Source organism: Viridibacillus sp. FSL R5-0888, from assembly GCF_038009105.1.
In the GTDB taxonomy this organism is placed as follows: Bacteria; Bacillota; Bacilli; order Bacillales_A; family Planococcaceae; genus Viridibacillus; species Viridibacillus arenosi.
Genome location: NZ_JBBPAU010000001.1, coordinates 2,041,042 through 2,064,865, shown reverse-complemented (window position 1 = coordinate 2,064,865; position 23,824 = coordinate 2,041,042). Strand labels below are relative to the sequence as shown.

General features: G+C 33.4%; 24 protein-coding genes and 1 other annotated feature. Of the genes, 8 read left to right on the top strand and 16 right to left on the bottom strand.

The features are described 5' to 3' along the window. Window positions 1–52: 52 nt before the first annotated feature. The 3 genes from MKY02_RS10270 to MKY02_RS10260 all read right to left on the bottom strand — a co-directional run bounded on the left by MKY02_RS10270 (window position 53) and on the right by MKY02_RS10260 (window position 4,254). A complete protein-coding gene (locus tag MKY02_RS10270) occupies window positions 53–1,756 on the bottom strand; it encodes a methyl-accepting chemotaxis protein (protein ID WP_246832131.1) in 1,704 nt (567 codons plus the stop codon). A gap of 229 nt (window positions 1,757–1,985) precedes the next feature. Then, window positions 1,986–3,671, bottom strand: coding sequence for a methyl-accepting chemotaxis protein (locus MKY02_RS10265; protein ID WP_038182141.1), 1,686 nt, complete (start codon window positions 3,669–3,671; stop codon window positions 1,986–1,988). A gap of 340 nt (window positions 3,672–4,011) precedes the next feature. Continuing rightward, window positions 4,012–4,254 carry a hypothetical protein gene (locus MKY02_RS10260; protein WP_038182143.1) on the bottom strand — a complete coding sequence of 81 codons (243 nt, stop codon included), beginning with the start codon at window positions 4,252–4,254 and terminating at the stop codon, window positions 4,012–4,014. 888 nt (window positions 4,255–5,142) lie between these two features. Here MKY02_RS10260 and MKY02_RS10255 point away from each other — a divergent pair. The 5 genes from MKY02_RS10255 (at window position 5,143) to MKY02_RS10235 (ending at window position 10,782) form a co-directional block, all read left to right on the top strand. Then, the gene (locus MKY02_RS10255; RefSeq protein ID WP_038182146.1) at window positions 5,143–6,801 is read left to right on the top strand and encodes a peptide ABC transporter substrate-binding protein; all 1,659 of its coding nucleotides are present in this window, start codon (window positions 5,143–5,145) and stop codon (window positions 6,799–6,801) included. A gap of 133 nt (window positions 6,802–6,934) precedes the next feature. Continuing rightward, complete coding sequence (locus MKY02_RS10250) at window positions 6,935–7,864, top strand: ABC transporter permease (RefSeq protein ID WP_038182149.1); 930 nt, start codon at window positions 6,935–6,937, stop codon at window positions 7,862–7,864. Then, window positions 7,864–8,808, top strand: a complete 945-nt coding sequence (locus MKY02_RS10245; protein ID WP_038182153.1) for an ABC transporter permease — start codon at window positions 7,864–7,866, stop codon at window positions 8,806–8,808. The genes MKY02_RS10250 and MKY02_RS10245 overlap by 1 nt, the downstream gene beginning before the upstream one ends. 14 nt (window positions 8,809–8,822) lie before the next feature. Continuing rightward, window positions 8,823–9,896 carry an ABC transporter ATP-binding protein gene (locus MKY02_RS10240; protein ID WP_038182155.1) on the top strand — a complete coding sequence of 358 codons (1,074 nt, stop codon included), beginning with the start codon at window positions 8,823–8,825 and terminating at the stop codon, window positions 9,894–9,896. Next, window positions 9,871–10,782, top strand: coding sequence for an ABC transporter ATP-binding protein (locus MKY02_RS10235; protein WP_340711136.1), 912 nt, complete (start codon window positions 9,871–9,873; stop codon window positions 10,780–10,782). Before MKY02_RS10240 ends, MKY02_RS10235 begins: the two co-directional genes overlap by 26 nt. A gap of 65 nt (window positions 10,783–10,847) precedes the next feature. Here the strand turns inward: MKY02_RS10235 and MKY02_RS10230 are convergent, their stop codons facing one another. The 3 genes from MKY02_RS10230 to MKY02_RS10220 form a co-directional block, all read right to left on the bottom strand. After that, window positions 10,848–11,135: a hypothetical protein gene (locus MKY02_RS10230; protein ID WP_340711134.1), complete on the bottom strand. Its 288-nt coding sequence runs from the start codon at window positions 11,133–11,135 to the stop codon at window positions 10,848–10,850. Window positions 11,136–11,285: 150 nt separating this feature from the next. Then, a complete protein-coding gene (locus tag MKY02_RS10225; RefSeq protein WP_051448637.1) occupies window positions 11,286–11,627 on the bottom strand; it encodes a hypothetical protein in 342 nt (113 codons plus the stop codon). A 183-nt stretch (window positions 11,628–11,810) separates the two neighbouring features. Further along, on the bottom strand, window positions 11,811–12,470 hold the full coding sequence (locus tag MKY02_RS10220; protein WP_076034818.1) for a DUF4085 family protein: 660 nt from the start codon (window positions 12,468–12,470) through the stop codon (window positions 11,811–11,813). A gap of 375 nt (window positions 12,471–12,845) precedes the next feature. Here MKY02_RS10220 and MKY02_RS10215 point away from each other — a divergent pair, with 375 nt between their 5' ends. Both MKY02_RS10215 and MKY02_RS10210 read left to right on the top strand, forming a co-directional pair. Next, window positions 12,846–13,247 (top strand): hypothetical protein, encoded by a 402-nt coding sequence (locus MKY02_RS10215; RefSeq protein ID WP_038182166.1) that lies wholly within the window; start codon window positions 12,846–12,848, stop codon window positions 13,245–13,247. 120 nt (window positions 13,248–13,367) lie between these two features. Continuing rightward, window positions 13,368–13,790: a DUF4395 domain-containing protein gene (locus tag MKY02_RS10210; RefSeq protein ID WP_038182167.1), complete on the top strand. Its 423-nt coding sequence runs from the start codon at window positions 13,368–13,370 to the stop codon at window positions 13,788–13,790. Between the two features lie 83 nt (window positions 13,791–13,873). Here MKY02_RS10210 and MKY02_RS10205 read toward each other — a convergent pair whose 3' ends face one another. From MKY02_RS10205 to MKY02_RS10190, 4 genes are all read right to left on the bottom strand, one after another. Then, complete coding sequence (locus MKY02_RS10205) at window positions 13,874–14,596, bottom strand: nucleotidyltransferase domain-containing protein (RefSeq protein ID WP_038182170.1); 723 nt, start codon at window positions 14,594–14,596, stop codon at window positions 13,874–13,876. A 175-nt stretch (window positions 14,597–14,771) separates the two neighbouring features. After that, entirely contained in the window at window positions 14,772–15,317 is a 546-nt protein-coding gene (locus tag MKY02_RS10200) for a hypothetical protein (RefSeq protein ID WP_038182173.1), read from the bottom strand. A 334-nt stretch (window positions 15,318–15,651) separates the two neighbouring features. After that, window positions 15,652–16,464, bottom strand: a complete 813-nt coding sequence (locus MKY02_RS10195) for a DUF1835 domain-containing protein (RefSeq protein WP_340711133.1) — start codon at window positions 16,462–16,464, stop codon at window positions 15,652–15,654. A 1-nt stretch (window position 16,465) separates the two neighbouring features. After that, on the bottom strand, window positions 16,466–16,945 hold the full coding sequence (locus MKY02_RS10190) for a hypothetical protein (protein WP_179078253.1): 480 nt from the start codon (window positions 16,943–16,945) through the stop codon (window positions 16,466–16,468). Window positions 16,946–17,140: 195 nt separating this feature from the next. On the opposite strand from MKY02_RS10190, the gene MKY02_RS10185 reads away from it, so the two are divergent. Next, a complete protein-coding gene (locus MKY02_RS10185) occupies window positions 17,141–17,827 on the top strand; it encodes a DUF981 family protein (protein ID WP_340708984.1) in 687 nt (228 codons plus the stop codon). Between the two features lie 36 nt (window positions 17,828–17,863). On the opposite strand, the gene MKY02_RS10180 is transcribed toward MKY02_RS10185, so the two are convergent. The 6 genes from MKY02_RS10180 to MKY02_RS10155 form a co-directional block, all read right to left on the bottom strand. Continuing rightward, the gene (locus MKY02_RS10180; RefSeq protein WP_076034814.1) at window positions 17,864–18,385 is read right to left on the bottom strand and encodes a tubby C-terminal domain-like protein; all 522 of its coding nucleotides are present in this window, start codon (window positions 18,383–18,385) and stop codon (window positions 17,864–17,866) included. A gap of 189 nt (window positions 18,386–18,574) precedes the next feature. Further along, window positions 18,575–19,060, bottom strand: coding sequence for a hypothetical protein (locus MKY02_RS10175; RefSeq protein ID WP_076064983.1), 486 nt, complete (start codon window positions 19,058–19,060; stop codon window positions 18,575–18,577). Window positions 19,061–19,289: 229 nt separating this feature from the next. Next, on the bottom strand, window positions 19,290–19,685 hold the full coding sequence (locus MKY02_RS10170) for a DUF4279 domain-containing protein (protein WP_038183164.1): 396 nt from the start codon (window positions 19,683–19,685) through the stop codon (window positions 19,290–19,292). A 66-nt stretch (window positions 19,686–19,751) separates the two neighbouring features. Beyond that, complete coding sequence (locus MKY02_RS10165; protein WP_143691523.1) at window positions 19,752–20,999, bottom strand: glutamate-5-semialdehyde dehydrogenase; 1,248 nt, start codon at window positions 20,997–20,999, stop codon at window positions 19,752–19,754. Between the two features lie 18 nt (window positions 21,000–21,017). Next, window positions 21,018–22,106, bottom strand: a complete 1,089-nt coding sequence (proB, locus tag MKY02_RS10160; RefSeq protein WP_340711132.1) for a glutamate 5-kinase — start codon at window positions 22,104–22,106, stop codon at window positions 21,018–21,020. A gap of 49 nt (window positions 22,107–22,155) precedes the next feature. Next, window positions 22,156–22,370: a binding site (T-box leader), on the bottom strand. Between the two features lie 170 nt (window positions 22,371–22,540). Beyond that, entirely contained in the window at window positions 22,541–23,533 is a 993-nt protein-coding gene (locus MKY02_RS10155) for an HAAS signaling domain-containing protein (RefSeq protein WP_038182190.1), read from the bottom strand. Window positions 23,534–23,824 lie beyond the last annotated feature (291 nt).

Genomic DNA, 23,824 nt, shown 5'->3' with positions numbered 1-23,824 from the left:
TTTCTTCCATATTACAGTAAAACCCTCTACTAAAAGTAGAGGGTAGAGAAAACTAATACTTAAATTGACTCACTAAAAGCTGTAGTTCTTCTGCCATTTTAGACATCGTTTCTGCTGAAGATGTGATTTCTTCCATTGTAGCAAGTTGTTCCTCTGATGCAGAGGCAACTAATTGCGTTGTACTAGATGAGTTTTTTGCAATGCTCAAATTATCTTCTACTGATGTATATACTTTATTAACAGCATCATACATATTCTTCGCAATTAGGTTAACTTCTTGAATTCTCACTGTCACTTGGTCCACCGATTGAAGGATTTTCTCAAAGCCTTGTTTAGTTTCTTCGACGACTAGCATACCAGAGGCTGTTTCTTTAGTTCCAAGTTCAATTGCTTTTACAGCCTTTTCAGTTCCTTTTTGTGTTTGTAATATCAGGTCAGAAATTTGCGATGCCGATACTTTGGACTGTTCAGCTAATTTTCTCACTTCATCTGCTACTACAGCAAATCCCTTACCATGCTCTCCCGCTCTTGCCGCTTCAATTGCAGCATTCAAAGCAAGTAAATTCGTTTGTTCAGAGATAGCAGTAATAACTGCTACAATGTTACCGATTTCATTTGATTGCTTGCCCAATTCGTCTATAGATTGACTAGCATTTGAAGTAGCATCATTTATGACATTCATTTGATGAATTACTTTTTGTAAAGTATCATTTCCATTTAATGCTTCTTGACTTGTTTCTTTAGCTACTTGTGTAACTGTTGTAGATTGGTCTACAACTTTCTGTAGATTATTACGAACGGTATCTATTGACTGGAAACTAATATTAGCCCCATTCTCTTGCATTTCAGCACCTTCTGCAATATCATGAATCGATTGTGCAATTTGACTTGTCGCTTCAGTTGTTTGTTCGGCATTAGCTGTTAGTTCCTCAGAAGCTGCTGCAACATGTACCGATGAATCAGCCACTTGCTTCATCATTTTACGCAAACTAGCAAGCATTTGATTGAAGGAATGTGCTAATTCACCTGTTTCATCTTCCGTCTTGACAATAAGTTCTTGTGTAAGATCACCTTCACCTTCTGCGATTTCTTTTAACTGGCGATTAATTTGTTTAATAGGTCTCACAAGTGCTCGAGTTAAAAAAATACTACCAAGAATCGCAATTGTGCCTCCAACTAACAATGCCAATACTATTTTCATCACTAAACTCATGGTGATTTCATTAATTTTCGTAATAGGTTCACCTATAAACCACATACCAATCACTTTACCCGAGGCATCTTTTAAAGGTTGATAAACCGTTACATAGGGAGTACCAACTACATCTGCAACCCCTACATAGGTGCTCCCATTCTTAAGAACCTGATCAACAACAGTTTCAGATGCTTTTGTACCAATAGAACGCTGACCATCTACTTGTACATTTGTGGCAATACGTGTATCGCCATTGAATATCGTGACCGCACCACTTACCGTTTTGCCTATTTCATCGACTAAAGTAGTATCATTCGTAAAATTATGCTCTCCTTTATACAATTCTCCATCTTTAATAGTCCAATCGCCTATAAACCGGTCATTTACTATAGTCTCCCCTAAAGTAGATGCCTCCATTGCTCGCTCTTCAAACGTTTCCATCAGGGACTTTTCAATCTCCCATTTTGCTACAATGGTGATCAGAATACATAAAAACAAAATAACGAAAACTTGTAACACATTGAATTTCATACCGATTTTAATATGCTTTAGTTTGTTCAAAAAAACCTCTCCTGTCATATCATGTTATTCAATTTTATTTTTTAGAGCTTAATACATGATAAAGGTCTTAATTAACTTCATAAAAATCCTAATTATTAGATAATTATATATATTATAGTAAGTAGGCATTAAATCATAGTAGGTTTTTACAAATAATTTTGACAATAATAAAACACCTATCTCTCTAGCTATTAAGCAAAGAGATAGGTGTTTAATAGTAACTACTATCTTATACTTTAAATCGTTGAGTTAAAGTTTGTAATTCTACTGCTTGCTGACTTAGTTCTTGTACAACACTGTTTATTTCTTGCAATGTTGCAGTTTGTTCTTCTACAGCACCTGAAATATTTGCAGATTGCATTGCAGCTATTTCGGCATTTGTTGCAATTTCTTCTACAGAGGCAGTTACTTCTTCAGTACCTGCAGATAATTGCTCGGAAGTTGCCGTTATATCTTCAAGCTGCGTTGTCATTTGAGATACAGAGTTTACAATCTGTCCAAATGATTCGTTCGCATTATCCAACACGTAAACACCTTGGCTGACATTTTTTAGTCCTTCTTCTATTGAAGAAGCAACAGTTTTTGTATCATTTTGGATTGTTTGCGTCAAATGAACAATTTGTGATGCCGACCCTTTAGATCCTTCAGCTAGCTTACGTACTTCTTCTGCTACCACAGCAAATCCTTTACCATGCTCCCCTGCACGTGCCGCTTCGATTGCAGCGTTCAATGCTAGTAAATTTGTTTGATCTGTAATATCGGTAATTACTTTTGTCATTTTTTGAATCTCAAGTGTTTGTGCAGTCAGTTTTTGTATTAACTCATTTGTTTCATTTGTCGAATTGGAAATAACATGCATTTGTTGTTTGGCAACTTCTAATATCTTTGTACCTTCACTTGCAATTTTCGTAGTATCAACTGCATGATCAAATAACAATTGTGAAGCTTCAGCAATTCGGCTTACTCCGATTGCTGTTTCTTGCATTGCAATGGCGCTATCCTTCGCTATTTCAACGGAATCGACAGATCCTTTAGAAGTTTTCTCAACGCTATTCGACACACCTTCAGCAGATTGTGAAACTTCAGTTGTACTTGCAGATAGCTCTTCAATTGCTGCACTTAATTGACTTGTATTATCCGATATACTAGTAATCAATTCTTTTAGATAGCGCTTCATTTGATTGAAGGATACTGCTAATTGACCGACTTCATCTTTAGTCTTAACTTCAAAATCCGAATGTGTTAAATCTCCAGTAGCAATTAAATTAGAACCTTTTACAATTGCCATTAAAGGATTAACAACTGTTTTCTTAATGAATATGATGAAGAAAATTGCTAGAATTATGCTAAGTAAAGAGATGATACTCGCTAGACGCATAGCTTGTTCTGCTACTTTATGAACACCTTCATTTGCCTCATCTAATTCTTTTTTCTGAAAGTCCATAATTTCAATAGCAGATTCTAGAATCTTTCCATTTGCTACCGAACCAACTTCTTTCAATTCTTTATAAGCAACGTCTTTATTGCCTTTTTCATATTCTGAAATGACCAAATCTGCAGAATTATCAAATTTGTCTTTGTTTGATTTGATGTCAGACATATAAGAATGCATTTTTTCCGACATTTCTTTACTATTTAAATCAGTTAATGATTGATTAAGCTTTTGCTGATAAATTTGTAAATTCCTTTTTTCTGTATCATTACCTTCTATTAAATAAGAACGTAAATACAAACCTTGCGCAGCAAGATTGAATTGAATATCATTCGCTAATTGGATTTTTTCAAAACGATCTTTCGTTACTTCATCGAAAGCATCTTCAACTGCTGATAAACGATTATAGTTAAATACTAAAATTACTAACAGCATGACAATCATCGTAATAAAGCCTAAACTAATTTTCTTTTGAATAGACATTTGCCTAACCCCTCGCATCCCAAAATTAAGTGAACATATTAATCTACAAAAACTCGACTAAAACTGTCGAATCGTTGTATATCACCAACATAACTATAGCATTATGAATAGTCATAATTACTGATTCAATTGAACCAACATTTGTCCATATTACTAAATTTTTTTACTAACTAGGAGGATCAGTACTAAATCTTTTGAATTATAAATAAGTTAAATTTTGCATTGGTAATTGTTTCTATATTATTTCCATAGTAATAATCTGTTTTCTTATTACAAGAACTATACATATTAAATTTAAAAATCTCTTCATATATAATAGCTATTTTTATAAGCATCATTTTTATTCATCAAATTGTCCTAGATTAAATCGTTGTATTAAATAATTTTTCAGAAACTCTCTACAGCTATTTGAAAGCTCACTTTTTGCTGGATGAATTACATCTCCATATGGTAATTCCCCTACAAAACGTACCATCCCTGTAAATTCCCTTTTCAATTCATCATCGTAACCAGAAAATTTTACAAAGCACGTTTGAGGCCCATTATGTGCAAAATCAACGATCATTACTTTATGATTATTCATTTTCACAACACCTCCTCATTCAATTTCCCATTTAAAATTAACGGTCCATTGCGTTTAAAATACGCAATGGACCCTTTTGGTTGTTGCCCTATTTTGTAGTTCCTTCAATATAATTTCTTACATTTTGAATCTCTTTTAGACAAAACAATATCAAAAGAACACTAGCAATCATGAAAACAATTAATTTTGATGTTAACTCATTGTTCAATATAACTGCTCGATACAAGAAACCAAAAAATTGACGACCCCTACTGCTAAAATAATTACGGTGTAGGAACTTGGACAAACTTATCATCTTCAATATAGAAATGTATATGTTAGTTATATTTAAATCGCACATACAATTACATCATTTTCATATACAGATCCTTAATAATTAGAATAGATTTTTTATTAACCAAAATAGGTGACGAACTCTCCTTTCAATAATAACAAATTAAAAGATGGAGTTAAATCTTAAAATAATACATTTATTCATAAGAGAATACTTTGAATCATATAATTAAAGCGGTAAGTAGTTTACGGAAAAAGTATATTAATGTAGAAATAGAGAGAAATAGAGAGAATTTTCAGTAATTAAAGACGTAGTTATTTCGAACTATTTTTAATATTCTGAAATTATATTTTTTATTATATTGATAACATAATAAATATTCATGTTAACAATTTTCTTTCAAATATTTAAAATATCTATTTTTTATATCATAAAAATACCATGAACACACTTTTATAATTCAGCGCGCTAAATCTACCAATATTACTATTAAAAAGTTATTTTCCTAATAAAATATATTAATGGATTTTATTTGTTTCTATGGAAATCTTTTTTTGTTATATTGAAATTAAGCTTTTCACAAGGGCTTATTATTTTAGATAAGGGGGATTTAAATGGCTAAAAAGAAAAAGTATTTATTGTTCACTCTTTTAGCAATCATTTCATTGATCTTAGCTGCATGTAATTTTGGGGGAGAAACAGCTAAAGAAGAAGATGAAGGTGATAAAGGTACTGGAAGTGAAGTGCAAGAAAAGAAAAAAGCACTAAATTTAGTAATTGCTTCTGAACCACCTGCAATGAATCCGCAGTTGGCTACTGATACAACTTCTGGGAATATTTTATTAAGTCTTTTTGAAGGTTTAACTAGACTTGATAAAGATGCAAAATATGAAAAAGCATTGGCTGAAGATATACAAATTAGTGATGACCAATTGACTTACACGTTTAAATTACGTGATGCTAAATGGACAAATGGTGATTCTGTTGTTGCAGGTGATTTTGAATACGCTTGGAAATGGGCTTTAGATCCAGCTAATACATCTGAGTATGCATCTCAACTTTACCCTATTAAAGGTGCTGAAGAATTTAATACTGGTAAAGGATCTGCTGATGACATTGCTATTAAAGTTGTAGATGATAAAACATTGGAAGTTACTTTAGCAAATCCTACACCTTACTTCCTTGAGTTAACAGCATTCCAAACATATATGCCTATTAACAAAAAGGTTGCTGAAGCAAACAAAGAATGGTACGCAGATGCTGGTGAAAACTACGTTACAAATGGTCCATTCAAATTAGCTGAATGGCAACATGATGCCTCTCTAAAATTAGAAAAAAATGCTGATTATTGGGATGTTGCCAATGTTAAATTAGACGAAGTAAATATTGGCATGGTAGAGAAAGAACCTACAGCGGTTAGTAAGTTTAAAGCTGGTGAAATTGATTATCTAGGTTCTCCTTTCCAAACCGTAGCACTGGATTCAATTGATGAATTCAAAAAGAGCAACCAATTAAATATTCAACCAATGGCTGGTGTATATTGGTACAAATTAAACAATAAAGGTAAATTCACGAAGAATGCTAATATTCGTAAAGCTTTGACATTAGCTATTAATCGTCAAGAGTTAATTACAAATGTAGTAAAAGGTGAACAAACACCAGCGTTAGGAATGGTTCCTTCTGCTATTGCTGGTTTTGAAGAAGACCGCGGTTATATTAAAGACAATGATATTGAAGGTGCAAAAGCTGCACTTGAAGCTGGTATGAAAGAGCTTGGCATTAAAAAAGCATCTGACATTGAAATTGGCATTTCAATTAATACAAGTGAAGCACATAATGCGATTGCACAGTTTATCCAAGAAGGTTGGAAGAAAAACTTAGGTATCAAAGTGAAAATTGATAACTCTGAGTGGCAAGTATTTTTAGATAAGTTAACTAACCTAGATTATGAAGTAGGTCGTATGGGTTGGATCGCTGACTATAGAGATCCTTACACATTCCTAGAAATGTACTCTACTGCTGATAATGGCAACAATGATACTGGCTGGGAAAATCCAAAGTACAAAGAGTTGATGAAGAAATCAGTCTCTGAAAAAGACCCTGCAAAGCGTCTAGAAATTTTAAAAGAAGCTGAAGGAATTGCAATGGGTGAACTACCAGTTGCACCTATCTACTACTACACTAGCCTTTTTGTTAAAAAGGATTCTGTAACAGGTATGGAACCTGACCCAATCGGTAATATCCAGCTTAAAAGAGCAGATATTACTGAATAGTACGCACGCAGTACACGCTGGATAAACTGTTAGATATTCTATCAACAGCAAAGAGCTGCCTCATAGTCGTTTATTCGGCTTATGAGACAGCTTTTTTTAAACTAAACTCTAAGAAAAAAAGGAGGAGTTTCATGTGATTAAATACATTTTAAAAAGACTAATGTACATTTTGCTTGCGCTTTTTGTCATTATTTCTGCCACATTCTTCTTAATGAGATTGGCACCAGGAAGTCCATTTGCAAGTGAGCGTAGTTTTCCACCTCAAATCGAGAAACAGTTAAATGCAAAATATGGGTTAGACAATCCTTGGTATATCCAATATAAAGATTATCTTATCGATTCAGCTTCGTTCGACTTTGGTGAATCGATGAAATATAAAATGCGTTCTACAAATGATATGATTTCTGAGGGTTTCCCTATTTCTTTAACTCTGGGTATTGAAGCCATGCTACTTGCTGTGGGACTAGGCATACTTTTAGGTGTCATTTCAGCGCTTTATCACAATCGCTTTCCCGATTATTTAGCTACTACAATTGCTGTCGTAGGAATATCAATCCCCTCTTTTGTATTGGCTGGTTTATTGCAGTATTTCGTAGCTTTAAAACTAGGATGGTTCCCAATAAGTGGTTGGAAAGGATTTATCTATAGTATTTTACCTGCATTTGCTATTGCTATGACACATATGGGTTTTATTGCTAAACTTACACGATCCAGTATGCTTGAGCAAAATAATAGTGATTATGTCAAAATGGCACGGGCAAAAGGAATTGGCAAATGGACAATTGTTTTCCGACATACATTACGTAATGCCCTGTTACCTGTCGTTACATATATTGGACCTTTAACAGCTGGTGTTGTGACGGGAAGTTTTATTGTAGAACAAATTTTTGCAATACCAGGACTTGGTAAGCACTTCGTTACAAGTATTTCGAATCGTGATTACACAGTTATTATGGGTACTACCGTGTTCTACTCTATCATCCTTTTACTTGCGGTATTTATCGTAGATATTTTATACGGTATTATCGATCCACGTATTAAGCTGAGAGGGGCGAAAAAATAATGTCACAACAACAATTAGAAAAAATCGAAAAAGAAATGTTTGAAATTGTAGGAGGAAGACATGAAGAAACTGAAAAGCTAGCAAAGAAATCTGTGTCTTTTTGGAAAGAGGTTATCATTCGATTTGCTCACAATAAATTAGCTATTTTCGGTTTAATAGCACTTATGGCTATTTTATTAATGGCTATTTTTGCACCTATATTTTCACAGTATACTTATAGTGAACAACTTGGATTATACAATAAGGCTCCATCAGCAGCCAATTGGTTTGGTACAGATGATTTAGGACGAGATGTATTTGTTCGTGTTTGGGAAGGTGCAAGAATTTCTTTGTTCATTGGTATTACTGCTGCTATTATTGATTTAGTTATTGGGGTAGTATGGGGCAGTATTTCAGGTCTAGCTGGGGAACGTGTAGATAATATTATGATGCGTATTGCAGATGTTTTAACAGCAGTTCCCTATTTACTTGTTGTAATCGTTTTATCAGTAGTTTTAGGAAATGGAGCTCTTGGAGATGGTTTGTTACCTATGATTATCGCACTTTCTGTCACTGGGTGGATTAATATGGCTCGTATAGTTCGTGGTGAAGTACTATCCATCAAAAATCAAGAATATGTCTTAGCTGCACGAACACTTGGAGCTAATACGAAACATTTAATCATCAAACATTTAATTCCAAATGCATTAGGTGCTATTTTAGTCACAATGACACTAACTATTCCAATGGCTATTTTCACAGAAGCTTTCTTAAGTTATCTTGGTCTTGGTGTATCAGCACCATTAGCAAGTTGGGGTACAATGGCTTCTGAAGGAAACAACGCTATTACAAATGCGCCTTGGAGACTAATCTTCCCTGCGCTTATGATTTCTTTAACTATTTTTGCATTTAATGCAGTTGGCGATGGATTGCGGGATGCACTAGATCCAAAATTACGTAAATAAGGAGGTTGAAAAGAATGAGTGAACCAATTTTACAAGTAAAAGACTTAAGAATCCATTTTAAAACGTTTGCGGGTTTCGTACAAGCTGTCCGAGGTGTAAATTTTGAATTAAAAGCCGGAGAAACACTTGCCATTGTAGGCGAATCTGGCTCGGGTAAAAGTGTTACAAGTAATGCCTTGATGAAGCTGATTCCAGAACCTCCTGGTATTTATGAGTCTGGTGAAATCATCTTTAATGGTCGTGATTTAATCCCCCTTTCAGATAAAGAAATGTCTAAAGTAAGAGGCAATGAGATCTCTATGATTTTCCAGGACCCTATGACATCATTGAATCCAACTATGCGTGTCGGTAGACAAATTACTGAAGTAATTTTAAAACATAAGAATGTCTCAGCGTCTGAAGCAAAAAAACGCGCTATTAAACTATTAGATCAAGTAGGAATCCCAATGCCTGAAAAACGCTATAAACAGTACCCACACGAATTTTCTGGTGGTATGCGACAACGTGTTGTAATTGCTATTGCTTTAGCAGCTGAGCCTAAACTATTAATTGCTGACGAACCAACAACTGCTCTTGACGTAACTATTCAAGCACAAATATTAGAGCTTATGAAGGATATCCAAAAGACTAGTAATACATCGATTATCTTCATAACACATGATTTAGGCGTTGTTGCTAATGTCGCTGATCGAGTGGCAGTTATGTATGCTGGACAAATTGTTGAATATGGTACAGTAAATGAAATTTTCTATAATCCTAAGCACCCATACACATGGGGATTACTCGGTTCTATGCCAGATATAGATAGTAATTCAGATGAATTATTACGAACTATTCCAGGTTCACCACCTGATTTAACCCAGCCTCCTAAAGGAGATGCATTTGCAGCTCGCAATGAATTTGCTTTAGCAATTGATTATGAAAAAGAACCGCCTATGTTCCAAGTAAGCGAAACTCATTTTGCTAAAACATGGCTATTGCATCCAGATGCACCTAAAATTCCAATTCCTGAAGCTGTAGCTAAACGAATTGAAGGATATTTAGGAAAGGAGAATATGCTAAATGGCGAAAAAACTATTAGAAATTAAAAACTTAACTCAATATTTCGGTTCTTCAAAAGAGCCAGTAAAAGCTGTTGATGGTATTAGCTTCGACATTTATGAAGGTGAAACTCTTGGCTTAGTAGGAGAATCTGGCTGTGGTAAATCTACGACTGGTCGCTCTATTATTCGCCTATATGATATAACGGATGGAGAAATTATCTTTAATGGAAAAGATGTTCATAGTAGTAAATCAGCAAATGAGATGAAGCAATTTAACCGCCAAATGCAAATGATTTTCCAGGACCCCTATGCTTCACTGAATCCAAGAATGAAAGCTGGAGAAATAATTAGTGAAGCCTTTGATATTCACGGTCTATACAAAAACAAAAAAGAACGCCTCGAAAAAGTAGAATCCTTACTAGAAGCTGTTGGCTTAAACAAAGAACATGCAAACCGCTATGCACATGAATTTTCCGGTGGACAACGACAACGTATTGGTATCGCTCGTGCGCTGAGTTTAAATCCTAGCTTTATCATTGCAGATGAACCCATTTCTGCTCTTGATGTATCGATTCAAGCACAAGTTGTAAACTTATTAAAACAGCTACAAAAAGAGCTAAATTTAACTTATTTATTCATTGCTCATGATCTTTCTATGGTGAAATATATAAGTGACCGAATTGCTGTTATGTATCGCGGGAAAATCGTTGAGATTGGTTTAGCAGATGATATTTATCATTCGCCTGTCCATCCATATACGAAATCCTTGCTTTCAGCTATTCCGTTACCAGATCCAATATCTGAATCAAAACGTACACGAATTCCTTATGTACACGAAGAACTAGATGAAAGCGCTTCTTTATATGAAGTTGCTGATATGCATTTCGTTTATGGTACTGTTGCTTCCGTAAAGAAATGGCAAAATACTTAATAATAGGACAAAACCACCGCTCATTATGTGAACGGTGGTTTTTCATTATGTAAGAAGCTATAGAATTAGTTTTCTTTCACCGCAGATTCCTGCTTCACTTTACGCCATTTTAAGCGTAATTCCCAAACAGATATAAGTAATACAAGCCACACAAACCAATTCTCAAAGCTAATACCAGTTACTGATTGTCCTCCGAGCAATTGCAGTATTATCATTGTCAGGACAATATATCCAATTAAGAAAGCTTCCCACTTAAATTCATTTAAAGCATTTGATTCTTTACGCTTAATTGGCAAAAAGCAAATTAATAGAAATATTACAATAAATATTAGAACAGTTCTTCTCGGAATCACTGAAAATATCTCTATTTGTGATAAATAATCCATTATATATAGGATAGTTAATCCACTTAATATTAAAATATTTTTCGTTTTTAAAAAGGACATGACAGCTAGTCTGATGAGACCGCATTATTCTAGTTCATAAGTGAATTTTTATATAATTTATACATTTATTATTTCAACATTGGTTAATTCTGCCTCACGAGAAAGACGTGTTAATTGCATTTTTAATATATTATTATGCCTTACTTTCATAATCACTTTGTGAAAACCAGGTTGTTTATACATTTTCAAAGTTTCACTAAGGTTATCAATGAGATCTGGTGTTACAACTTTCATAGCAGTACAATCAATATCTAAGACATATGATCTTGTATCGATTGATTTCGTTAGACTTTTATAATCTTCAGCAAATTTTCTAGCCTGTTCTAATGTCATTTTATCATTAACAACAACATGAATTACTTTCATTAATTTGTCCTCATGTAATTCATAACCTATCATATGTACTCCCCCTATAAATAGTTATTTTACATGTTTTTCAGAATAATATCGTCAATTTGTTTTTAATTTTATTTAACTAGTAAATAAATTTATAGAGTCTTGCAGAATATAGTGGTCATATACATGGGTAAACAAAAACACGTACGGCATCGATACATATCAATACCATATGTGTTCTCTTATTTACTGTTTAGATTCAATTACAACATCTTTAGCGACGATAGTAAATTCAGCTAAGGGGCTATCAAATAAAACATTAAGTCTAAAACCACCCTCAACTATTGATACCTCTTCGTACAACCACCATGAGCCATTTCCGACTGATGCGGTACTAGTAAATTCACTAACACCAGTGAAAGTAATTATTAACATATCATTTTCATGATACGTATTTTCTAAATTCAACTTGATTGTACATGTATGGTCTGCATTTCTTTCTATTGTTTGAATTATTGCGTCATGAAATGAGTCAACAAATAGATCATTTACCGCTTTAGGAAGTTTACTTTTAGCTGATATAAAATCTGCTGCACATCTTTCAAATTTTTCATTGGACAAAGCATCAAAATGCTCCAACCAGATTTTTGCCAAGTTACGCAAATTGTCATTTGGTGATCCTGCGATAATAGAACCATCTAGAACAAAAGGATGGAATTCTTCAGGTAAAAATCTTAACAGCTTTTCTCGATCACGTTGTAACTCCATTTTTCGTTCCTGTTCTAAATCTATACCATACTCTCTATAATAAGCTTTTTCCTCTTCCCAATCGACCATGGTAACAAGGAAAAATAAATAATTAGATAATTGATTTTCTTCGAACCACTGCTTTGTAAAATATTTCATAAATCCAGTCCCTTCCATAAGTAAAACTTTTATAAACTGGTGAAAAAAACATAGATAAAGTGATTGATAAAGCTTAATAAAGATATGGGTAAATATTGGGGTTATTATATAGACTACCGAGGTGTCTATAATTCTATTTTATATTTACATATATTATTATACATCCTTTATTTTCCTTGTAAATATTTAAATTATAAATTTATGGTAATAATGTAAAATATATATTTAAAAAGTTCACAAAATATTGATATTATAATAAGTAATTTATAATGTATAAATTCAAGTATCCGGTAATTGTGATATGATGAAAGTAACTATATAGCAATTATCATTCGACTAGATTCTATATGGCTTTAATATCTAGGGGGTTTTTATATGAGCTTATTTAACATTAAACACACAGAAGGTATTCACAGCATTACAGATGTCAAAAAACATAAGAACAATATTGAATTACATACGGTTACAGGAGAAGAATTATATATCGTTGCCTTTTCTGATGAAACATATACGGTGTATGATGATCGCTTTGCGGGTGCTTCAAAGCAAATGAATTCAATCGAAGCTTACGAGATCGATGGAAGCTTCCGAAATTTAGACTTTGATGCGATGCGTAGCTTATTTTCAAACTCATTTGATCGCTTAATGGATGAGCTTTCAACTTATGTAGGGTCGAATAAACTAGTCAATCTGGATGACGTAAAAGAGGAAATTACGAAGGAAATTAAAGGTATTCACTTTAAAATCATTACAGACACAAAGAAATATCAATATTAATTGTGTAAAGCTGCTACCCTTTTGGTGCAGCTTTTTCCTTTTAATTGTATTTTCGTCTTCACAAATTAAACAATTTCGTATAAAATAATATTATTCCAATAAGAAAGGTTGGTTTTTAATTTGAGTACTGTTCCTTTTATTCCAAGGCCATTAGTTCGTGTAAATCAATGGACTATACTTTTAAGCGTTATTTTAACTTGGATTACAGATCAGCCTTGGATACTAGCCATTCCTTTATTGGCAAATTTACTTGGTTTGATTTTTAATTATAATCCCATTATGAAATTTGCTCGTCGCTTTTTGAAAAAAGAACCTTCTGCTTATATACCTGAAGATGTTGGCCAGCAAAAGTTTAATTCATGTATAGCTATTTCTTGCTTATTTCTTGGCTTAATTGGCTATTTAACTAATTGGTCAGTACTTGCATATACATTTACGATCATGGTCGCTGTTGCTTCTTTTATAGCTATTTTAGGGTTTTGTATCGGTTGCTTTATTCTTTTTCAACTCAAACGATTTAAGCATCGAATCAGTAATACTTAATCTTATGATAAATGCTCCATAGAAAGAGACCACTTTAAAGCGTTCTCTTTCTATGGCTCTATTTCATTTTTTAATTCATGATTTTACTTAGCTTTTCCCATCGAAAAGCCTTCAAATAGACGACCTCCATAAGGCTCTAATATCATTTCACTTAAATGAATAACTTTTTTTTTCTCTGCCGTTTTATAATACGTATCGAATGCATCAACAAATTCCTCGGTAAACTTTTCATCATAGTTCTTTAATGCTCGAATTATCCATTTTGAGGATCCTATCCATTGACCATTAGTTCTTAACACAAATTCATGAATAAGCTCAGCTAATGTGTTAGCAATGAAAATTTCTTCTGCACGATTTTTGCAACCTATAAAATCATCTAATACATCTGTTATAAAATATCGCTTCGTTGTAATGATTTCTTCCGTCCATCTGTCAGGTCCCTTATCTAAAATCTCTTTAGCTTCTAGCTTTATCGATTGGATAATCCCTTTATCTTTTAATATAATCCCTTCCCATACCATCCTTTGCATAGAAGGCTTAGCAGCTTTGTAATCGAGTTCGAAAAAGTGTTTGTAAGACGTTAAATTATGTATAAAAACTTCGATTGGCCACCCAAATTCGTTAAAGGACTCTCTATAACTTGAATTTAGACTTTTATCAAATACGACTATGTCGAGGTCAGAAGTATCTGTTCCCTCTCCTCTTACAACACTTCCAGCCAACACTGCTCCTTGACAATTTGGAAAATACTTATTGATAAATAGATGCGCTGCTTCAATTGGGCTTATTTTCTTGAAATCCCCCATGATCATCACCTCGTATTGAGTAAATTTTTTATATTAATTTCCATATTAGCTAATGAACAGTAAAAATACTAGTGAAATCCTGAAAACACAAGATAACAAAGTCAAAAAAAAAAAAACGATTAATACTCAAAAATGAGTTAATCGTCTTTGTCAGGATGGTCAAAATAAATCACCCTTATTTATTTTTTATTGACACATTATACTTTGCTAGCGCTTCTTCTAAGTTTTTTAAGTATTTCTCGGACATGCTTTTATTCGTAGCATACGTATTCATAAAAAATTCATCTTGGTCATCTGCATATGATTTCAAGCTATTGTATATACCTTTTTGATAACCTATATAGTTATTGAAGGCATGATGAATTTCTTTTTCAGCTTCAGTCTTAGGAGATATGTCGACAGTTTTCAAATACGCTATTTGCTGATTTGCTAGCTTTAGGAATTTTTCTCGATTTTCTGCATTCTTTAAATAAGATTCATCATCAACAATGCTTTTTACAACACTGTGAATTTCTTCTTTAGATGTTGGCAATTCAACTTTTAACACTGCTTCTATGCTTTGCTTAAAGTCATTAGAAACTTTTGCATCAGCCTCAGCAACTACCCCAATGGTTTCTACCTTTTTGGCTGTCTTATCACTACTACAACCTGTTATCAATATTGAACCTGCCATCAAAACTGAGAGGAAAGAAAAAGCTTTCTGTTTAGTAAATTTGCGCATGGATTGCCTCCTAAAGTTATCTTTAATTTCAAATAATTCTAACATTAATGCATTTCTTTTACTATTTTTAAGCTGCAAGGATAATTCATAATTACTAAATAAAACTAATTAGTAACAATTTAGACTTATTCTTATTTTTCAGTCTCACCCTTTTTTGATTTTTTTAACCATATATCCAATAACTCAATAATGTTTTGTTTGCAGCTCTATGAATTTCCAATTTTATATAGATATGCCACTTTTTTTATTTTCTATTCCATAGATGTCGACTTAATGCCTTTTTTATCATCAAGAGCTTATAATCTTAACTTTATAAAAAAAAGACTGCTTCATTTTACATGAAGGCAGCCTTTAATTTTACGCTGTATAAGCGCATAGCACTTGTGTCTCCTTTTACTTCAAACATACCGTTTGCTATTAACTCTCTTAAACGGTACTCAATAAATGCATCACCGATATGATTTTCAATATTGCCAAATGCTTCACCAACTAACCTAGCTGCCTTCATAAATTCTTCAGGCTCTTCTTCAGTCCTACCCTGAAGTTCTTTATGTAAATATCTAGCACATTCAATGATGAAATTATCATAATAATTAGCTTCTGTAGAAATAATTATGCCGTCTTCCAGATAGCGTAGATCATTCATTGTCTTTGAGAGTTTCTGCCACTCTTTAATATAACGAGCTTGATCCGATTTGGAGACTGACTCACCAGATGACGTCATATTAATTAATTTTTCAGGAACCACTTCTCCTGTAGTCCTAGGTACAAACAGCGGCTCTAACTGTTTTAATTGAGTACTAACATTCACTATTTCAATTGGATTTTGGGTATTATTTAATTCATTTATTACAAACCGTAACCCTGTTTGTTCATGCGCACTTTCAGATACCCAAATACAAACAGGTACGTCATCTTGTATGCCTTTAAATTGATCGCTTTGTAAAGGATCATACGACTTTTCCACTTCTCTTATGATGTGTTCTTGCATCCAGTCAATACGAGCCTGTGGATCATTTAATGGTCCTATGGAAAAAACATCTCTAACGACAAAAACCCTTTCCTCCTTTGTTTTTTTCATCAAATGTAGTGCATGTTTTAAACTACCAGCAGCCGAGTCTCCAAATACGATATGTATTTTGTTCAAATTATCGCTCCTGTTCGCTTTCTATTTTAGTCATTTCACCAGAATATGGATAAAACAAATAGCGATTTTCTTTTTCGCCATCTTTACCAATAATTAAATAGCAATCTGTATGTAATGCAAAAGAATCTGTGTTATAAATGGTTTTACCAGTTTCTTCTGTCATTACTTTTACGCTATAATAGTCAGCAATCTTCACTTCAGCTTCAGCAAGTGTATATGTTGGTTTATAAAATTCAAAACTAATAAGTAATATTAGGACGAAAATGATGCTGGAAATACCTAAGCGAGAACTAATGGGTGCATACTGATTTCCTTGTCGCTGCAATATATAATAGATTCCCAATCCCATTAATAAGACAATTGATATTGTTATAAATCTTCCCAAATTATCTATAAACGCATATTGCCTTGCTTTAATGTAAAAATATACAGCTGTTATCAATAAAATTATTGAAGCTATTGGTAACACTCTCTCTTTCAATTCCCTCACTCCTTTTAAAAAAATTAGATACTGCATCTTCGTTCCTCATTCCTACAGTGTCTTTTACGCTTTTCATTTATCTTTCTAAGTATGCATGTTTTTCTCTCTAATGTTGACACTAAGTCCATTCTTTCTTTGTTTGGAGTGATGAACATTACTATAAATTTTAGTACGATACCTCTCAATGGTGCCATAATGTCTATTACAATCGGTGTTGGATTACTGTTAATAGTTCGATTTATGAAGCATTTGAAGAGATCAAAAATTGGACAATTGGAAGGATGGTCAATTGGGTTTGCTATTCCAGGTTTTATTTTAACAATAACTGGAGCGCAAATGTCTTTAAAATGGCCATTATATAAAATAGATTTTCTTTATAACATTATTATCTTCGGCGAGCTTTCATTAGCTTTTGGTGTTTTATTGTTAGCAGTATCAATTCTTCTATGGAGAAAAGCTAATGTTTTCGCGAAAAATAACGTTGATTATATTGATTCAATGACTATTTCTCGAATATTAATGAAAGAAGCACCCATATTGCTAAAACCACTTTCATACTTTACTTTTGCTATGGGTTTAGCTCTTTTTTCTATTACCATTGCAAGTATCCGTCTTCAATTATTCTCAACTTTTAATGATGATCTAATTACGAGTTCCTTTACCAAATACCCTTTAGTTGAAGGACTCTTCATATCCGTTCTATACGGAATAACAGGCATTGGCGCAATATTGTTACCCTTTACTTTAAAACAATATGCAAAACCGAGTATCTTCAATATCATGATCACTTGTTGGAAAATCGCAGGGATTGCCTTTATTTTATTTGGCATGTTGAATTATTTTACACATATTGGTCTAATAGTCCATTCAATGGGCAAATAAAAAACGTAGTAGACATTATATCTACTACGTTTTAATTTATGCACCAACAAACAGAACACATTGACTGATTGCGATGAAAAATGCTGGATTTTGAATTGGCGAATTCTCTTCAATCTCTAGCTCTATCAAGAACTCATCACCTTCTGTTGCCTTCCAACGGGCAATATCTACATCATCAAGTGCAAAGCGGGACCAATCTTCCATTTCCTTATGTATCATCATTTTCATTTGACCATCTGTGATCACAAGGTCTGGAATCAATTCCTTCCAACCATCGTAGGCAAGCATATATTTCTTTTGTTGTTTTAAATCTTTTGCTTCATAAAAAACTTTTCCTTTACGAGTTACCTTTTTACAAGTGAAAAGTGGCTCATCCTGCATATCAAAAACGTCATATCTTAAAAAATAACGATAATCCATTACTTTATCTAGTATACGCTTCAAACTATTTGAGTAGTGGCGTTGAAATGTGAATATAGCCTGACCTGACTCATCAGCTACCGTAATTTTTGGTGTTGTTTCAATCGAATTTGGGTGTAAATAAGTATATCTTTGCATCATTTGCTCCTTTAAATCTAAACGTTTCATAAGTAAACTATAGCATTTTCAGGGCAGGAACGCACTTACTGGCTTATAACGATTTTATAGTAAACTATCAAAAGTATTAACGATGCAATAACAGGACATTGTCAAATTAGACATCATCAACTGGTTTTAGCTTCCTATCGGTAATAAAAATACACTTTTTTATTTCTTTACAGCATTTTCTAAAATATCAAAAAAATCGTTATCATCCACCATTATATATTTTTTTTGTGTCTCATCCACGTATATGATTTTATTAGATGAATCCACAAACAAAGCAAAGTACCCACTTACCGAAATGTTTATGAGGTAATTGTAATGTAGGTCTATATTTGAATCCTCCATTTTCATTTTTTTAAATTTCGCATTTTCAAAAGCCTTTAGTAGTTCTTTTTGTGTTTCTTCCGAAATTTCAACCGTTGCCAACGAAGGAATTTTTTCAACTGTTATATATGAATCTTTTTCATTAAAATCTATTCTCCAAAATAAATCCTTTACAGATAAAGTTGTTTTCTTTACCTTTTCAGTTGAAGGTGTTTTTTCAACTTTCACACTACCAAAAGTCTTGTATTGTCCATATATATATATACCCATCCCAACTAAAACGACTAGAACAATAGTTAATACAAAAGCTTTTCGTTTACGCATAAATTCCTCCCATTACCTCTTTTTTCTTTTTACTAATCATAGCAAAATTATTACTTTAATGTGTAAAACATTTCCAATATCAATTTTAATATTCAGTGTAAATTTTCCTTTATATAAAAAGATATTATTAGTTGGGAAGTTTGCGTTGGCAAATCAATTTGCTCGAACTTTTTTAGTGAATCATAATCAAAAAAAGCTGTTAGTTTTAAAACTAACAGCTTTTTTCTCTTTAACTATATACATATAAATCAAATTGAATTTCCGCATCTATTGAACTAGAAAAGTCTATGATATTTTTCTGCAAATACATTGCAGGTTTATCATTATTTTCTATTTCGATTACAATCATAAATTGAAATTGTAAATCGTATTTCTTCTTTAGTTGTAATAATTCTTTTGTTTTTTCTTTTAGGGATTTTAATATTACATCCAACTGTTCGTTTATATCGAGAGATTCTTGATAGCCCGTACTTAAAGTCCAACTTGTCTCTTTTCTACGTAAAATTTTAGTAGCGAAAGTTTTAATAACATCCCCTTTTTTGTATGTTTCTGTAGGTTCTACATCCAGACCATTTGTTACTTCCTCCAAAGGAAAGTTATCTCCAAACGCACTAAAATAAGCCATTACTTTTGTTTTATCCAAGATGGTATCTCCTTTTTCAGCTAATACACATTTTTTTGTAATCAGTTATTAGCCCCTTACTTGCCCATTCCCATATACAAAATACTTACTCGAAGTCATTGCTTGTAATCCCATTGGTCCTCTTGCATGAAGCTTTTGAGTGCTAATGCCGATTTCCGCACCATAACCGAATTCAAAGCCGTCTGTGAAGCGCGTAGAGGCATTATGATAAACTGCTGCAGCATCAACACCGTTTAAGAATTGCGCTGCTGCAATCGCATCTTCCGTTAATATAGCTTCAGAATGATTTGTACCATATTTATTTATATGCTCGACTGCTTCTACAACATTTGACACGATTTTTACACTAACTGTTAATGCCAAATATTCTGTTGCCCAGTCCTCTTCTGTAGCAAGCTTTGCATCTGAATATGCATTACAAACAGTGTCATCGCCAATAATCTCAACGTCATGTGCCGCTAAAGCTTCTAATAACGCAACACCGTGCTGTGCAAACCATTTTTCATTGATTAATACACTTTCTGTTGCATTACATACAGATGGACGATGTGTTTTTCCGTTAATGACGATATTTGTTGCCATCTCAGGTTTTGCCGATTCGTCTATATAAATATGACAATTTCCCGCGCCCGTTTCTAAAACCGGAACTGTCGCTTCACTTACAACCGTATCGATTAATGCTTTTCCACCGCGAGGAATCAGTACATCTAGATATTCTTTTAGATGGAATAATTCCTTCGCTGTTTCACGATTTGTATCTTCGATTAACTGCACTGCATCTACTGGTAGTGTTGTCTGCTCAAGTGCCTTATGTATCGATGCAACTAGTGCGATATTCGAAAACTTCGCAGATGAACTGCCACGTAAAAGTACAGCATTTCCTGTTTTCAAAGCTAGTGTCGCTGCATCTACAGTAACATTTGGTCTTGCTTCATAAATCATGCCAATCACACCAAGTGGCACTCGTTTTTTCTGAATATGCAAACCATTTTCTTTCTGAATATCCTCTAATACTTCACCAACTGGATCATTTAACTTTACTAATAATAGAATCGCATCTGACATATCTTGAATGCGTTTTTCATTTAAGATTATGCGATCTAAAACTGATTCTGAAAGACCTTTTTCACTACCTGCTTCAATATCCTTGTTATTTTCTTCAATTATATATTCTTTATCTATCAGTAGTTGCTCTGCAATTTTTTGTAATGTTTCATTTTTTTCTTGCGTTGTTTTACTGTTCATATGATAACTTGCTATTTTCGCTAACTTACCTTTTTTTTCTACTTCGCTCATTATGTTACCTCCACTTAGTTATGCTTTTACCCACTTATCACGATGAATGACCTCAATATTTGATACGATTAGTTCGTTTGTTCGTTTCCCCATAGCTTGTTTTAGTTCATCTGCGGAATAGAATACTTCTCCTCTTCCAAGCACGCCATTTTTACCGTAAACTTCAACAACATCGCCTTTTTGGAAATCACCTTCCATTTTATATACACCTGCAGGAAGTAAACTGCTACCTTTGGAGACAAGTGCTTGCTCCGCACCTTCGTCCACAAAAACTTTACCTGAAACAGCTGAAAATAATGAAATCCATTGTTTATAGTTATTTAATACAGGTAGTTCGTCTTTCTCTATATACGTCCCGTCCCCTGTACCCTCCAATACTTGCAATAATTTTCGATCACCTTTACCGATACCGATAAATACCTTCACGCCAAGTTCATATGCTGTTTTCGCTGCCATTAATTTTGATTCCATGCCACCCGTTCCTACTTTTGAACCTGCTCCACTAGTGAATGACAACATTTCTTCCGTAACTTCAGTTAAAAAATCAATGCGTTTTGCATCTGGATTTTTAAATGGATTCGCATCATACAATCCATTTATATCTGTTAAGATTATTAACTGATCAGCATGTACCAATCCGCTTACTAACGCAGAGAGCATGTCATTGTCACCAAAAGTAAGTTCTTTTACTGACACCGTATCGTTTTCGTTGATGATTGGTAATACGGAACGATCCAATAATTCTGACAATGTAGAATAAGCGTTTTTATAACGATACTTGCTTGAGAAATCCGTTCTAGTTAATAAAATCTGTGCTGTCACAATACCATGTTTGCTTAATTGTTCTGTATATGATTGTACTAAAAGGCTTTGACCAACTGCTGCAGCTGCTTGTTTTCCTTTTAACGTAACAGGTCTTGAAGAGTAACCTAGCTTACGAAAACCACATGCCACAGCCCCAGAAGATACTAATACCACTTCATGACCTGCCTTACGTAGTGTTGCAATTGCATTTATATGATCTTGAAACTTTACTTGATCTATCTCACCCTTCGCATTCGTCAAAGAGCTACTACCTATTTTCACAACAATTCGTTTTTTATCCATCTTTATTGCCTCCAATACAACATAAAAAACCCTTTTCGCCCTCGAATATATCAAGGACGAAAAGGGTTACTTCTCGTGGTACCACCTTAGTTGAATGCATTAAATGCACCCCACTCAACCTCATAACGCTTGAGACTGCGCCTATGTTTGCATAGGAGCTAAGAAGTAGGTTCCGTGTGTTTGCTGTTACGATGTCTTGCAGCCGGTGAACATCGCTCTCTTATACAGTAAGATCACACATACTAGTCTTCTTTTCGCTAAATATTTAATTATAAGCATGCAACAGATTCTTTTAACTGTCAATAATCATTGCATAAATAAAGAAATAATGCTTAATTCAACATCTATTTGTGATACTTCATAATCTTTTACACATAAGAATAATTCATGTAAAAACGACTTAGTCGTTTCCTGTATGATATTTGGTAGGATTGTTACATCTTCGTTCTGCTTACAGCATCTTTTATAGAAAAAGCAGCAGTGATAATAGAAATCACTATGGTAGCTAATACAATCAGTAATACAAATCTGTCCTCCTGCATATCAATAAAATTCAATAAGTACTTTGTGAACTCTGGTTCTATAATATTCGGTCGCGTAATGATTATGATCAAGACAGCAGTAGCAATGAGCTCATAAAACGTTTGGAAAATAACGACTTTTTTACTCCATTGTCCTTGGATTCGTTTATAGAGAGATAATGCAATACCCAAGACAGCAATAATCACAATTAGAATCCAAAAATCATTTAAAATTTGTTGATTAAATGTTGGATATTTAAAAATGAGATCTTCTTCTCTATTCACGTACACTCCAATTAAACGATCCGCATTAAAGTAAATTGAAACCCAAATAGCGGTCCATACTAAACTACCAAAAAACGCATACTTTGAAATAGATTTATGCTTAGTAGTTAGCTGCACTTTGTTTAAATCATCAAGTGTCCATTTTTGAAGACCAGTCAAAATTTCCTCTTTCGGCTCTTTGGCAAATCTTTCGAGAAACGCAAAGATTAAGGTTAACCAAAAGAATACTTGAATCGCAACTTCTAGCATCATACCAATACCATTACCAACAAGTTTGAGGACTACCATTAATAAGGCTTCATCCCCCTCATAACTAAAAGCAAAATCTATGACAAATGCAATAAGAGCAATAGTCATTGCAATCGGAACTATCGTTTTTAAAAGAGATATATAGGATTGAAAATATATAGGACCAATTAAATACATGGGTTTATCCTGATAGGTTTTTGCAAGAACTGCTGGATCACCTAATTTTACAAGCGCCTCTTTGATGTCTTTTTCCGTATAATCAGAAGGCAACATATCTTCAATAGTCGCCTTCAATTCAAGAGCAATAGCTGCTCGATCTTTTTGAGACAATCTTCGAGTTACTTCATGGATATATTTATCAATTAATTCCATTGGTACCATCCCCTTTGTCTACCTTATGTTGATGCATTTTGTATCCCCCATTATTTTACCACTTAATTACATATACATAATATATTAGCCAAATGTATTATATGCACCACACTCATTTTTATATACAGTCAAATAAAAAAACGACTATCTACTTGAAGAGATAGTCATTTCTTAATCATATCAATTTGCATTAATCATTTGTTTTATATGTAAAAACAGTTCTAGAATTGGACAAGGGGCACCCTCAGCATGAGAGTACCCCTTAATTTATAATTAGCTAATTTTAATAAA